Origin of the sequence: Xenorhabdus budapestensis (assembly GCF_017743015.1) — a bacterium.
Lineage (GTDB): Bacteria > Pseudomonadota > Gammaproteobacteria > Enterobacterales > Enterobacteriaceae > Xenorhabdus > Xenorhabdus budapestensis.
Window position 1 is genome coordinate 132,963 of record NZ_CP072455.1, and the last position, 14,553, is coordinate 147,515.

General features: G+C 42.0%; 10 protein-coding genes. 3 read left to right on the plus strand and 7 right to left on the minus strand.

The features are described 5' to 3' along the window. Window positions 1–317: 317 nt before the first annotated feature. Window positions 318–1,808 carry an inorganic phosphate transporter PitA gene (pitA, locus tag HGO23_RS00480; RefSeq protein ID WP_099135453.1) on the plus strand — a complete coding sequence of 497 codons (1,491 nt, stop codon included), beginning with the start codon at window positions 318–320 and terminating at the stop codon, window positions 1,806–1,808. 96 nt (window positions 1,809–1,904) lie between these two features. Here the strand turns inward: pitA and uspB are convergent, their stop codons facing one another. Further along, window positions 1,905–2,231, minus strand: coding sequence for a universal stress protein UspB (uspB, locus tag HGO23_RS00485; RefSeq protein ID WP_209027595.1), 327 nt, complete (start codon window positions 2,229–2,231; stop codon window positions 1,905–1,907). A 342-nt stretch (window positions 2,232–2,573) separates the two neighbouring features. Here uspB and uspA point away from each other — a divergent pair, with 342 nt between their 5' ends. Together uspA and gdhA are read left to right on the plus strand one after the other, a co-directional pair. Then, window positions 2,574–3,005 (plus strand): universal stress protein UspA, encoded by a 432-nt coding sequence (uspA, locus tag HGO23_RS00490; RefSeq protein ID WP_099135451.1) that lies wholly within the window; start codon window positions 2,574–2,576, stop codon window positions 3,003–3,005. A 324-nt stretch (window positions 3,006–3,329) separates the two neighbouring features. Further along, window positions 3,330–4,673 carry an NADP-specific glutamate dehydrogenase gene (gene gdhA, locus HGO23_RS00495; RefSeq protein ID WP_099135450.1) on the plus strand — a complete coding sequence of 448 codons (1,344 nt, stop codon included), beginning with the start codon at window positions 3,330–3,332 and terminating at the stop codon, window positions 4,671–4,673. 643 nt (window positions 4,674–5,316) lie between these two features. On the opposite strand, the gene rsmJ is transcribed toward gdhA, so the two are convergent. From rsmJ to treC, 6 genes are all read right to left on the minus strand, one after another. Then, window positions 5,317–6,060, minus strand: coding sequence for a 16S rRNA (guanine(1516)-N(2))-methyltransferase RsmJ (gene rsmJ, locus HGO23_RS00500; protein ID WP_099135500.1), 744 nt, complete (start codon window positions 6,058–6,060; stop codon window positions 5,317–5,319). 17 nt (window positions 6,061–6,077) lie between these two features. Next, window positions 6,078–8,120 carry an oligopeptidase A gene (prlC, locus tag HGO23_RS00505; protein ID WP_209027596.1) on the minus strand — a complete coding sequence of 681 codons (2,043 nt, stop codon included), beginning with the start codon at window positions 8,118–8,120 and terminating at the stop codon, window positions 6,078–6,080. 240 nt (window positions 8,121–8,360) lie between these two features. Beyond that, entirely contained in the window at window positions 8,361–10,403 is a 2,043-nt protein-coding gene (gene prlC, locus HGO23_RS00510) for an oligopeptidase A (RefSeq protein ID WP_099135448.1), read from the minus strand. Window positions 10,404–10,787: 384 nt separating this feature from the next. Continuing rightward, window positions 10,788–11,360, minus strand: coding sequence for a hypothetical protein (locus tag HGO23_RS00515; protein ID WP_099135447.1), 573 nt, complete (start codon window positions 11,358–11,360; stop codon window positions 10,788–10,790). A gap of 624 nt (window positions 11,361–11,984) precedes the next feature. Beyond that, window positions 11,985–12,551 (minus strand): hypothetical protein, encoded by a 567-nt coding sequence (locus HGO23_RS00520; protein ID WP_099135446.1) that lies wholly within the window; start codon window positions 12,549–12,551, stop codon window positions 11,985–11,987. Between the two features lie 316 nt (window positions 12,552–12,867). Continuing rightward, a complete protein-coding gene (gene treC, locus HGO23_RS00525; protein WP_209027597.1) occupies window positions 12,868–14,532 on the minus strand; it encodes an alpha,alpha-phosphotrehalase in 1,665 nt (554 codons plus the stop codon). Between the last annotated feature and the right edge of the window lie 21 nt (window positions 14,533–14,553).

Consider the following 14,553-nt stretch of genomic DNA (forward strand, 5'->3'; position numbering starts at 1 on the left):
GTTTGTTGTCTCTATCTTGCTGAATTACTTTCTTGCCGGATCACTTTGCAGGAAATAAACTTCATTGTGGAGGGACTATCTGCGAAATGCAGAGAAAAATCAGCATTTGTTTGAACTTTTATCGTGACAAGTCATTTTTCATCAAAAAAATATCAAAACATAGAAATTATGTAATATATTGATATATATTATGAAAATGATTAATTTCTGTCGGTTTATTGTCATTAAATCAAAAAAAGGTCATATTTCTCTTTTCCCGCCAGCGTTTGTCACTGATAATGCGCCGCGTTCATGTCCTACTAACTGGCTTAACGTTTATGCTACATCTGTTTACTGGCCTGGATTTTTATACCGGCCTTATGTTAGTACTTGCTCTGTTGTTTGTGCTTTTCTATGAAGCCATCAATGGGTTTCATGATACCGCAAATGCAGTAGCAACTGTTATTTATACCCGCGCTATGCGTTCGCAATTTGCCGTTGTCATGGCAGGGGTTTTTAACTTTTTTGGGGTCCTCCTTGGTGGATTAAGTGTCGCTTACGCGATTGTGCATCTATTACCTACAGATCTTCTGCTGAATGTCAGCTCAAACCATGGTTTAGCGATGGTTTTTTCCATGCTGCTGGCGGCAATTATCTGGAACCTGGGCACATGGTATTTCGGCATTCCGGCATCCAGCTCTCATACGTTGATTGGTTCCATTATCGGTATTGGCCTGACCAATGCGATAGTGACCAGCTCTTCTGTTGTTGAGGCGCTTAATATTCCGAAGATGATACAGATTTTTATGTCGTTGATTCTGTCTCCTTTGATTGGTTTGGTGATTGCAGGAGTGATGGTCTTTTTACTGCGCCGTTACTGGAGCGGAACTAAAAAGCGCCGTCGTATCCATATGACTCCAGCTGAACGTGAAAAGCAGGATGGTAAACGTAAACCACCATTCTGGACACGGACTGCACTAATCCTTTCTGCTGTTGGTGTGAGTTTTTCTCATGGCGCAAATGATGGCCAGAAGGGTATCGGTCTGATCATGTTGGTATTGATTGGTGTCGCGCCTGCTGGCTTTGTTGTCAATATGAACTCAACAAGCTACGACATTGCCCGCACCCATGATGCAGTTGTTCATTTACACCAGTATTATGAACAACATGCTCCTGCGCTTTCTCATGCGATTGAGCTAACTCCGGCTGTATCCGCGGTTGAAGACCAACTGGATATGACTTTCCACTGTGATAGTTCACGTGCGTTGGTGGTGCTGAATAACGCGGAAACAATGTTGGGAAGCATCCAGAACTTCAATCAGTTGACCCCAGACCAACGTAACAATATGCGTCGTATGCTGATGTGTATTGCTGATACTGCGGGAACAGTGGCTAAACTGCCTGAAACCAGTATGGAAGATGCACGTTTCCTGCATAAATTGCGTAAAGATCTGCTGAATACCGTTGAATATGCGCCAATGTGGATCATTATCGCTGTGGCTCTTGCCCTGTCTCTGGGGACAATGGTTGGTTGGAAACGGGTTGCTGTCACTATTGGTGAGAAAATCGGTAAAAAAGGCATGACATATGCCCAGGGAGTTTCAGCTCAGGTTACAGCAGCAGTGTCGATTGGGGTTGCCAGTTATACGGGGATGCCAGTATCGACAACGCAGGTTCTCTCTTCTGCGGTAGCAGGTACAATGCTGGTTGATGGTGGTGGTGTTCAAAGTAAGACTATCAAAAATATCATGCTGGCGTGGGTACTGACGTTGCCTATTTCAATTGCATTGTCAGGCTGCTTGTACTGGATTGCTCTGCAACTGATCTAATCGTTTTTAGGAAAAAGGGTTGAGCTATATTCATCAACCCTTTTTATTGCACTTTATCATTTTCACATTCTCTTTCCTTTGCCGTTGCTATTACTCTCAAGCAATTACTATCAGACACAGTAAAACAATCCCACATAACACACTCGTCAATATAAATTGTTTCCGTAGCCTTTCGCAGAAAAAGATAACATCGGTACTGTGATGGTTGAGATAGCTTTGCGAATTGATGTAGTGTATCAGCCGAATATGTTTACCAAACTGACCATTAGCAGTAAAAAAACCATTACCATCAATAGATTGGTATAGCATCGGATCTGCCTGGCGCAAAATAGATAATAATACGCGGAGCGAAGAGACGTAGCGTAATATATTGATAATACAGATAATGCAAATTGCCCAAAAGAATGCAACCATACTGAACATATTTCCCCCTCCTTAGAGCGGCAATGAAATACCAGATTAAGAATTCATCTCAAAAGATAGCAATATGAATAATCACTGTATTAAATTTTAGGAGGAAATGGCGTATTAGAAAAGTCAAACGACCGTGAAAAATAGGTTCAAAACAAGGAATGTGATGCTGATAAGGTTTTAATATTACTATAGTGTTGTAAGCAGATATCTGTGTTTTCAAATGGTTAAAAAAATAAAGTAACAAGTTGTGATCACAACAACACTCGAAAGAGACCTCAAGCAGTTATAGTATAAGCATAGAATCACGGCGTTTAATGTCGCCAATCCATTTTATGGAAGGAGTTCACTTATATGGCTTACAAACATATCCTTGTTGCAGTTGATCTATCTCCAGAAAGCAGGATCTTGGTGGACAAAGCGGTTTTATTGGCAAAACCATACAATGCCAAAGTTTCCTTGATCCATGTTGATGTTAACTACTCTGATCTTTATACCGGTCTAATTGACGTGAATCTTGGTGATATGCAAGAGCGTATTGCTGATGAAACCCGTAATTCTCTGAAAGAGCTATCTGCCAATTCAAGCTATGAAATTCAGGAAACACTGAGTGGCAGCGGTGACTTAGGGCAAGTTCTTGTTGATGCTATCAAGCAATATGATATGGATTTAGTTGTGTGCGGTCATCATCAGGATTTTTGGAGCAAGCTAATGTCTTCGGCACGTCAGCTTATTAACACAGTTCATGTTGATATGCTGATTATTCCATTACGTGATGAAGATTAATCTTCGGTTAAAATTGGATTCTGTGAAATCGTCTGCTTGTGCAGGCGATTTTTTTTGCCTAAGAAAAGATGATGACTCTTTTAATGATACTTTTTGGAAACTGTTAGAATTATTTTTAACAAAAATTATAAAAATAGTTATTGAAATTCAATCATAAAACAGTGGTATATTCAGAAAGCAAACCGTAGTTACCTCACATTTTCGACAAAAAATAAGATACCCAATAGATTCTGAGTTGTATCGCAGCGGCAACTCGCAAGATGAAGGGTATAAGGGAAATGGCTGGGGGAGCATCACATCTGAATGATATAAAGGAAGCTATAAATGAATATTTCATCATCTTTAGTCTCATTTCTCGAATCAATCCAGTATCACAATCCACATCAATCAGAATATTTACAAGCAGTAAGGGAAGTGATGACATCACTTTGGCCTTTTCTTGAAAGAAATCCGCAATATCGTGAGCAAGGTTTGCTGGAGCGTTTGGTTGAACCGGAAAGAGTTATTCAATTCCGCGTTAGCTGGGTTGATGATCAGGGAAGAGTTCAGATGAATCGCGCATGGCGAGTGCAGTTTAATTCTGCCATTGGGCCATTTAAGGGAGGGATGCGTTTTCATCCTTCTGTTAATCTCTCAATCCTTAAATTTTTGGGTTTTGAGCAGACGTTGAAAAACGCTCTGACAACGTTGCCAATGGGGGGTGGAAAAGGGGGTTCTGATTTCGATCCGAAAGGAAAAAGTCAGGGTGAAATCATGCGGTTTTGTCAGGCATTGATGACAGAATTGTACCGCCATCTGGGACCTGATACCGATGTACCGGCCGGTGATATTGGTGTTGGTGGTCGGGAAGTTGCCTTTATGGCGGGGATGATGAAGAAATTATCCAACAATACAGCTTGCGTTTTCACTGGTAAGGAGCTTTCTTTTGGTGGCAGTTTGATCCGCCCTGAAGCAACGGGTTATGGCCTGGTTTATTTCACTCATGCCATGCTTAAACGTCATGGTATGGATCTGGATGGGATGCGGGTATCCGTTTCTGGCGCGGGAAATGTTGCTCAATACACTATCGAAAAATGTATGGAGCAGGGCGCTAAAGTGGTTACGGTATCTGATTCTGGCGGTACTGTACTGGATGAAGAAGGTTTCACTCTAGAAAAGCTGGCTCATCTCGGAGAGATTAAAAACAAGCATTATGGTCGTGTCGAAGATTATGCCAAAGAGCGTGGTTTGACTTTCCTTAAAGGTCAAAATCCGTGGTCGGTGCCTGTCGATATTGCTTTGCCTTGCGCTACCCAGAATGAGCTGGATTTGGAAGATGCGAATTTACTGATTAAGAACGGCGTAAAAGCGGTTGCGGAAGGGGCAAACATGCCAGCAACGATTGCAGCGACGGATGCTTTCCTTGAGGCGGGAGTTTTGTTTGCACCGGGTAAAGCGGCTAATGCGGGAGGCGTGGCGACTTCTGGTCTGGAAATGGCGCAGAATGCAGCCCGTCTGAGCTGGAAAGCCGAGAAAGTGGATATCCGCTTATATCACATTATGCTCGATATTCACCAAGCCTGCGTAGAATATGGTGGAGAAAGCAAACAGACCAACTACGTACAGGGCGCGAATATCGCTGGCTTTGTTAAAGTCGCTGATGCAATGCTGGCACAGGGTGTATTGTAATCCAGTGAGCTTATCAGCGAACAATAAGTGATTTTTTGATGAATAAACCCCATGTTGCCATGGGGCTTAGAATCAGAAGTACAATCAAGGCAAGATAGTACTGGGTATGTCATATCCCGTAAAGGCTTTGTTTTTTAGATTATATATCCTATCCGCAACGGCAATCGTTTCTGGCCGATGGGCTACAAAAATGCGGGTAATGGACATTTTGAGGTGGTCAGCAACAGGTTTTGGCTCTGCCTGATTGGCTTTTAGATTTTAAAGTAACAGAAGTGGCAGGGACTTGTTTTTAGGGCTTTTATTGCCCTCCCTTTAATAACACTAATCGCAATAAAATGTGATTATGCATGCATTTGGTGTTTTTCAAAAAGGGTATCCTATTTATCATCAGTGGTTTAATACCATAAAAATTTACTCAGATAACTGTAATCTCGTTTTTCACTGTAGAGCATTATTAGAAATCACATTGAAATTTTTGATGATTTTCAAAGTATAGAATTGAGTATGTATACAAATAAAAAACGAAATAATAGTAAATACACAAAATCGTAAACTGGGTTATAAGGGAAAGGCAGCCATTAGCCTTTCTGCTATGGCTGCATAATTGTTTTTAGTAGGCAGGACGCCTACTTAAGTGACGTAATTAACAAGGATAGATATCAAAACGGTGATTTTTAGTAGCAATCGCCGCAGATGCTTTAACCCCCGCCAATGGCTCTGCGTAATCCGGTCGTTTCACTACAACACGCCGTTTTGCCAACGCACGGGCCGGTGCCAATAATGTATCGGCATCTTCATCTGCACCCACCAGCGACTGGAATACACGCATCTCTTTTTTGACCAGCGCGCTTTTTTGCCGGTGCGGATACATCGGATCAAGATAAACTACATCAGGCTGTGGAGTGATATCCGTCAATGCGGTAATACTTGAGGCGTGGATCAGTGTCATGCGTTCTTTCAGCCAGTCCCCAATCTCTTCATCCTGATATCCACGCTGTAGCCCGTCTTCTAATAAAGCCGCGACGACAGGATGGCGTTCCAGCATTCTGACATGACAACCAGTTGCAGCCAGCACAAAGGCGTCACGTCCTAACCCTGCTGTTGCATCAACCACTGTGGGTAAATAGTCTTTCTTGATACCAACTGCTTTGGCGACGGCTTCACCACGACCGCCACCAAATCGGCGGCGATGAGCCATCGTACCGGCAACGAAGTCGACATAAATCCCGCCCAATTTAGGTTCATCGCGCTTGCGCAGTTCCAGCCGTTCAGGGGTCAGTACCAAAGCCATAGTGGAATCTTCATCGTGTATCAGACCCCAACGTTCAGCTAATTGAGATAAGGCGCTGTTATCAGCGCTCTGTTCGCAAATCAAACAAATCTTCACGCGAATTTCCACACAAGTTATCCAGTGATACCGGCACTTTTCAGCATCGCATCCAGTTTTGGTTCGCGACCACGGAAGCGAACAAACAGCGTCATTGGATCTTCTGAACCGCCACGGGACAGGATATGGTCGAGGAACGACTGACCTGTTGTACGATTGAAAATCCCTTCTTCAGAGAAGCGGGAATAAGCATCTGCTGCGAGCACATCTGCCCATAGATAACTGTAATAACCTGCTGCATAACCACCATTGAAAATATGGCTGAGAGAGTTCGGAAAACGGTTCCACTCTGGTGACGGAACGACAGAGACCTGTTTCTTCACGGATTGTAAGGTTGGCAGGATTTGCGCCCCTTTTGCTGGGTCATATTCAGAGTACAGGCGGAAATCAAACAGACCAAACTCCAACTGACGCAGGAGAAACATTGCGGCCTGATAGTTTTTCGCTGCCAGCATATTATCCAGCATCTCTTGTGGCAGAGGCTCCTTAGTCTCATAGTGACCAGAGATAAACGCCAGTGCTTCCGGCTCCCAACACCAGTTTTCCATAAACTGGCTTGGCTGCTCAACCGCATCCCACGGCACACCATTGATGCCGGAGACATCCAGCGTTTCAATTTCGGTCAGCATATGGTGCAGGCCATGACCAAACTCATGGAACAGTGTTATCACTTCATCGTGAGTAAACAGAGCAGGTTTATCACCAATCGGTTTATTGAAATTACAGGTCAGGTAAGCAACAGGTTTCTGTATTTCACCGGCAGCGTGGCGCATTCTGCCAGCACAGTCGTCCATCCATGCGCCGCCACGTTTATGCTCACGGGCGTAGAGATCCAGATAGAAACTGCCACGCAATGTCTGCTTTTCATCATACAGTTCGAAGAAGCGAACATCAGGGTGCCAGGTTTCGACATCGTGTCGCTCTTTGGCTGTGATGCCATAAATGCGATGGACAACTTCAAACAACCCTTCAATTACCTGTTGTTCAGGGAAATAAGGACGTAGTTGTTCATCATCAATGGAGAAATGATGTTGTTTCTGTTTTTCGCTGTAGTACGTCAGATCCCATGCTTCCAGCTTATCAACGCCGTAATGTGAACGGGCAAAGTTGGTCAGCTCTTCCAGTTCCTTTTTGCCTTGACCATGAGCACGATGAGCCAGGTCATTCAGGAAATCGAGCACCTGCTGAGGTGTTTTAGCCATTTTGGTGGCAAGGGAGTGTTCGGCGTAGTTTGTGAAACCCAGCAATTGAGCGAGTTCATGACGCAATGCCAACATTTCCGCCATAATGGCGTTATTGTCCCATTTCCCGGCATCAGGCCCTTGATCAGATGCGCGGGTAGTGTAGGCGTAATACATTTGCTGACGCAGTTCACGGTTATCAGCATAGGTCATGACAGGAAGATAGCTTGGCATATCCAGCGTTAGCAGCCAGCCTTCCTGATCTTTGGCTTCTGCGGCGGCTTTAGCTGCCGCTTTGGCACTTTCAGGTAAACCAGCCAGATCATTTTCATCGGTAATGAGCTTCGTCCAACCCATTGTGGCATCCAGTACGTTATTGCCGAATTGGGAGCCGATTTCTGATAAACGTGCAGTAATTTCACCGTAGCGTTTCTGTTTTTCTTCCGGCAGACCAATGCCTGTTAACTCAAAATCCCGCAGTGTATCTTCAATAGATTTGCGCTGTGGTTGGGACAGAGATTCAAAAGACTGGCTTTCTTTGAGCGATTTATAAGCCTGATATAGTCCTTTATGTTGCCCAAGCCAGGTACTGAATTCGGAAAGTAGGGGCAGGCTTTGCTCATAGGCTTCGCGAAGCTCCGGGCTATTTTTGACGGAGTTCAGATGCCCGACAGGTGACCACATACGGGAAAGCTTGTCTGATGCTTCAGAGAGAGGTTGGCACAGGTTATCCCAAGTGAAAATTGAATTCTCGGTTAAAATCTTCTCAATTACCTGACGGTAGTTCGCCAGTGTTTCTTTTACAGCAGGAACGACATGTTTAGGTTCAATCTCAGCGAACTTAGGCAATACTGAAGATGTCAGTAACGGATTAGTCATAATGAGAGCCTTTCTTTGTATGTGGGTATAAGCTGTGATCAGCCTTATATCCCATTATGGGTTATTGACGATAGATGGGGATAAGATAGCGTGAGTTCAATGCTGATATTGTATTGTGATATGTAGATATATGCGAATACTTAGCAAAATCCGCCGTAAACCCTCGCCCAGTGCGGGCGGGGATATAAGGCGCTGTTATCAGCGCCTTATTCGTACAATTTAACAAATTAACACAAATAATTATCCAGTGATGCCAAGTCTTTTCAGTAGTGCGTCCAGTGATGGTTTACGGCCACGGAAGCGAATAAATAGTGTCATTGGATCTATCGAACCACCAAGAGTCAGATAATCATCAAGGAACGATTGACCGGTTGTGCGGTTGAAAATTCCCTCCTCAGAGAAGCGGGAGTAAGCGTCCGCAGCCAGCACATCTGCCCACATGTAGCTGTAGTAGCCTGCTGCATAGCCGCCGTTAAAAATATGGCTGAAAGAGTTCGGGAAGCGATCATAATCCTGTGATGGAACCACAGAAACATGCTCTTTCACTGACTGCAATATTGGCAGAATTTGCGCGCCTTTAGCCGGGTCATATTCAACGTGCAGGAGGAAATCAAACAGACCATACTCCAACTGACGCAGCACTGACATAGCGGACTGAAAATTCTTCGCTGCCAGCATATTATCCAACATTTCTTTCGGCAGAGGCTCTTTGGTTTCATAATGACCAGAGATAAATTCCAATGCCTCTGGCTCCCAACACCAGTTCTCCATAAACTGGCTTGGACATTCCACAGCATCCCACGGTACACCGTTAGTGCCGGCAACATCCAGGGTTTCAACCAGGGTTAACATGGAGTGCAAACCGTGGCCGAATTCATGAAACAGAGTTTTCACTTCCGAGTGTGTGAACAGAGCGGGTTTATCACCTACAGGCCTATTGAAGTTGCAGTTAATAAAAACGACAGGTTTCTGCAACTCACCGGAAGCAAGACGCATTCTGTCAACATAGTTGCTCTTCCATGCTCCGCCTCGTTTATTTTCGCGGGCATAGAGATCCAGATAGCAGCTACCGCGCAATGTTTGCTTTTCATCATATAAGTCAAAGAAACGGACATCAGGATGCCAGGTTTCTACATCATGGCGCTCTTTAGCGGTAATACCATAAATGCGGCGGACAACTTCAAACAGCCCATTGAGTGCGCGTTGTTCAGGGAAATAAACACGCAGCTGTTCTTCATCAAAGGAGAAATCATGCTGTTTCTGTTTTTCGCTATAGTACTTCACATCCCAGCTTTCCAGATTATCAACCCAATAGTGGGAGAAGGCAAAATCACAAAGTTCTTCCATCTCCCTTTCACCCTGACAATGAGCGCGGTTGACCAGATCGTTTAAGAAATCCAGAACTTCTTTTGGTGTCTTCGCCATTTTGGTTGCGAGAGAGTTTTCGGCGTAGTTCTTAAAGCCTAACAGCAAAGCGAGTTCATGACGCAGAGCGAGAATTTCCGCCATAATCGAGGTATTGTCCCATTTGCAGCCATTCGGCCCTAGCTCAGAAGCGCGAGTTATATAGGCGGTATATATTTCTTCACGCAAGTCACGGTCATCAGCATAGCTCATGACAGAATTATAAATGGGGGGATCCAGTGTCAGTAACCAGCCATGCAATTCTTTCGCTCTGGCGGCGGCTTTGGCCGCATTTTGGGTGCTTTCAGGCAAACCCGACAGATAGTATTTATCAGTGATGAGCTTAGTCCACCCCATAGTGGCATCCAGTACATTATTGCCAAACTGGGAACTAAGTTCAGATAAACGGGCAGTGATCTCACCGTAGCGTTTTTGTTTCTCTTCCGGTAAAGCAACGCCGGACAATGTAAAATCAAGCAGCGTATCTTCAATGGCTTTGCGCTGCGATTGGGATAGCTCCCTAAACGCCGGATTTTCTTTTAGTGACTTATACGCCTGATATAATCCTTTGTGCTGTCCCATCCAAGTATTGAACTCGGCAAGTATGGGGAGGCACTGCTCATAAGCCACCCGGAATTCCGGGCTATTCTTAACGGCATTGAGGTGCTTGATCGGAGACCAGACACGTCCAAATTGATTTTTCGCTTCAGAGATTGGTTGGCACAAATTATCCCAGGTAAATGGGGTATTTTCGGCCAGAACTTTCTCAATCACCTGACGATAGTTGGCTAACCTTTCCTTTACAGCTGGTACAACATGTTCTGCTTTAATAGAAGCAAATTTGGGTAGTCCAGAAGATTCTAGTAATGGATTAGTCATAATTAGCGCCTTATTAGTATATTTGGGTATACCACTATCCCAAAGGGTTGGTGTTGAAAGACGGAAATAAGATATCGTGAGTTCACTGCAAATGCCGCCATTTTATGTGAATAATTACTCTCTTTTTATATCAGTGATCTGTGAAATAGCGTGATAACATCAGTGATAGGCGCAACGTCAAATAATAGGAAAGAAAAAACCAGCAAATGTTATTGCTGGTTTCATAATCATAATAAGCAGTTAAATAAGTTTATTTCACGTTGGTTATGTTAAAAAAATAGCATACTCCTCGTCTCTTCGTTTGAGATTAAAAAAATAATTCCAAGCCATTAAACCAGTGTCTTTTTATATATAATCAGTCACTATTATTAATAGAAATAAAAATCAATTAGTTATTTCCATAGTGATCTGTGTTCCATCACGGCTTACATATCCATTCTGACAATTTGATTCATTGCCGTCACAAATAAATTTAATAGGAATCTCGCACTCTGTATCCACATTCACAGGAGTAAAATAGGTACGCCAGCCTGTCATCATATCAATGTATGCTGTGTGCAATTCTACATTGCAGCGTTTTCCCCAGGCGCTTGCCTTATAAGACACAATAGACCATGTAACCCATTTATCCAATGAATGGCATTTGCCAATGAAATTATTACTATCTTCTAAGCTAAAGTTTCTTTCTTGTTGAGGGAGTAAGGTTATGTCATCTGATGGCCCGGCATTATACATACATTGGTATCCTGTACGTGTAATGATTACTTTGGCGGTTTTGCTATTATTTTTGAAGTGCGCGTTATAATATGCTGAAAAAACAGATGGCTTATGGATGGTTTTGTTATTTTCTATTTTATGATCATTTTGCACTGTGTTATTTTTAGTGAAAGCACTACTCGCAAAAAGTATCATACTTAAAGATAAACTGTATGCTATATATTTTTTAAGTGATTTCATGTTTATTCCCTCTATTTAAATTAAAAAAATTATTTAATTACGTTCAAAATACAGTGTGACAACAAGAGAATGTCAGTCAACAAAGCTGTAATTTGAAAAGGTGGCTATATTGGTATGCTTTATATTTAAGTATAGCAGAAGTGAATGAAAGTAAAGCTGGATGTGGGATTTTATTTGTACTGGGAAGATATGTTATTTTTTTACCGTTTTTATTTATAATTTTTCTTTCTGATTAATATTATGCCTCACCTTCTATTTGGCTAGGCATAATATTAAAATTACCTTATAAACAATATATTATGATGGAATTGAATATATAAATAATATTGTTATGTTGAAATTAAATATATTGCTTCATAAGGATTGAGCTTAATTTCCTTCTCTATTTTTTTGCTGATGATGGGTAAAGCAAAAAGACGGCAAATAAATTCTGCGACTAATCCCCAAATAAGTTAAGTATCTTAAGTAAAACATAGTGGCATACTCCGTGTTTGAGATTAAAAAAGTATGGCATAGCTTTTGTACAAATGCTATGAAGCAGAATCATGAATATATTGCTACTGCATGAATTCCCAGTCATTAAACCAGTGTCTTTTTATATATAGTCAGTCAGTATTCACTTTGTTAATCATTTACTTCCATAGTGATCTGCGTTCCATCACGACTTACATATCCATTCTGACAATCTGATTCACTGCCGTCACAGATAAATTTAACAGGAAACATGCATTCTGACTCCTCATGAGTAAAATAGGTACGCCAGCCTGTTATTATGTTAATGAATGTTGTGCGCAATTTTACATTACAGGCTTGTGCCCTAGCGTTTGGCTTATGATAGACAATAGTCCATCTAACCAATTTATCCGAATAACGGCAAAAACTAAAGAAATTATTATTATCTTCTAAGCTAAAATTTCTTTCTTGTTGAGGCGCTAAGATTATATCATCTGATGGCCCGGCATTATACATACATAGGGAGCCTTCATATATAATATTTACTTTGGCAGTTTTGCTATTATTTTTGAAGTGTGCATTATAATATGCGGAAAAAACAGATGGTTTATGGATGGTTTTATTATTTTCTATTTTATGATCATTTTGCACTGTGCTGTCTTTAGTGAAAGCACTACTCGCAAAAAGTATCATACTCAAAGATAAACTGTACGCTATATATTTTCTAAGTGTTTTCATGTTTATTCCCTCTATTTAAATTAAACAAAACTGTAATTTGAAAGGTGGTTATATTGGTATATACCCTATGGATTTCAAGATGTAACTTGAAAGACGACGGGTATATTTTATTTTAAGTATAGCAGGAGTGAATGAAAGTAAAGCTGGATGTGGAATTTTCTTTGTACTGGGGCGATATATTATTTTCTTACCGTTTTTATTTATAATTTTTCTTTCTGGTTAATATTATACCTCACCTTTTATTTGGTGAGGTATAATATTTAAATTACCTTATAAACAATATATTATGATGAAATGAAATACATAAATAATATTGTTATGTTGAAATTAAGTATATTGCTTCATAAGGATTGAGCTTAATTTCTTTCTCTATTTTTTTTGCTGATGATGGATAATTACTGATGAGTACCCGCCAATCTTGATGTGTGAGTTCAGGATCTTGAGACCAAAGTTGTGTTTCATCACTTAGATTGGCTATAACCAACAGAGTTTGATCCTGCCAACGACGCAAATAACACCACAGTGAAGGATGGTCGGGTAAAAGATCCAGATAATCACCATGAGTTAGGATGGGTTGTGTTTTTCTTAACTTAATCAAATCTTGGTAGCAGTAAAATACAGAATCTTTGTCCAGTAATACTGCTTCTACATTGATTTCACGATAATTATCGCAAGTAGCGATCCACGGAGTACCCGAAGTAAAACCAGCGTTGCTGGAATCATCCCATTGCATCGGTGTTCGGCTATTGTCACGGGATTTCTGTGCCAGAATTGCCAGAATTTCTTCTGGCTGTACGCCTTTTTCAATACGCTCTTGATACATATTCAGGCTTTCAATATCCCGATAGTCTTCGATATGCTTAAAGTGAGGATTTGTCATACCCAACTCTTCACCCTGATAAATATAGGGTGTTCCCTGCATGCCGTGTAGCACCATCGCTAACATTTTGGCAGATGTTTTATGGTGTTGGTTTTCATCACCAAACCGGGAAACAATGCGGGGTTGATCGTGGTTACACCAAAAAAGTGCGTTCCAGGCTTTTTGATGCATGCCCTGTTGCCATGTCGAAAAAATCCTTTTCAGCTCAATATAATCAGGCTTGGCTAGAGTCCATTTCTCACCATTAGGGTAATCAACTTTCAGATGATGAAAATTAAACGTCATGGAGAGTTCTTTGCCATCCAATGCGCTATAGTGGACACAGTGTTCAAGGCGTGTGGAGGACATCTCTCCGACAGTCATCAATCCCTTAGGTTGGAAAACATCACGGCTCATCTCCTGCAAAAACTCATGTATCCGCGGGCCATCGGTATAAAAACAGCGGCCATCACCATGCTCATCATTAGGATAGTCCTGTTGTTTTGAGACGAGGTTAACCACATCCAATCTTAGTCCATCAACGCCACGGTTGGCCCAGAACTCACAGATTTTCTTCAGCTCGGTTCGAACGGGTTCATGTTCCCAGTTCAAATCAGCTTGTTCTACAGCAAACAGATGAAGGTAATACTGTTGGCTCTCTGGATGCCACTGCCACGCGTTACCGCTGAATTTGGATTTCCAGTTATTAGGAACGGAATCGTTAGCGCTTTCCCGCCAGATATAAAACTGGCGATAAGGGCTATTAATATCTTGTGCCGCCTTAAACCATGGATGCTCGGTTGAGGTGTGGTTAAAGACCATATCTAAAATGATGCGAATGCCACGACGATGGGCATTTTCCACCAGATTATCAAAGTCTTCCATTGTTCCATAATCAGAATTAATGGCGCAGTAATCGGCAACATCATAGCCATTGTCTATCTGTGGAGATGGATAAATTGGTGTGATCCAGATAGCGCCTACACCGAGGCGCTGTAAGTAATCCAGACGTTGGGTGATCCCATTAATGTCTCCCGTACCACTTCCTGTACTATCCTGAAAACTTTTTGGGTAAATCTGGTAGATAGTACTGTCTAACCACCACGGTTGTTGTTCAGTCATAACAATTCCTATTAACCTGTA

Coding starts and splice junctions, on each gene's coding strand:
- pitA (WP_099135453.1), top strand. CDS start 318: ATGCTACATCTGTTTACTGGCCTGGATTTTTATACCGGCCTTATGTTA.
- uspB (WP_209027595.1), bottom strand. CDS start 2,231: ATGTTCAGTATGGTTGCATTCTTTTGGGCAATTTGCATTATCTGTATT.
- uspA (WP_099135451.1), top strand. CDS start 2,574: ATGGCTTACAAACATATCCTTGTTGCAGTTGATCTATCTCCAGAAAGC.
- gdhA (WP_099135450.1), top strand. CDS start 3,330: ATGAATATTTCATCATCTTTAGTCTCATTTCTCGAATCAATCCAGTAT.
- prlC (WP_209027596.1), bottom strand. CDS start 8,120: ATGACTAATCCGTTACTGACATCTTCAGTATTGCCTAAGTTCGCTGAG.
- prlC (WP_099135448.1), bottom strand. CDS start 10,403: ATGACTAATCCATTACTAGAATCTTCTGGACTACCCAAATTTGCTTCT.
- HGO23_RS00515 (WP_099135447.1), bottom strand. CDS start 11,360: ATGAAATCACTTAAAAAATATATAGCATACAGTTTATCTTTAAGTATG.
- HGO23_RS00520 (WP_099135446.1), bottom strand. CDS start 12,551: ATGAAAACACTTAGAAAATATATAGCGTACAGTTTATCTTTGAGTATG.
- treC (WP_209027597.1), bottom strand. CDS start 14,532: ATGACTGAACAACAACCGTGGTGGTTAGACAGTACTATCTACCAGATT.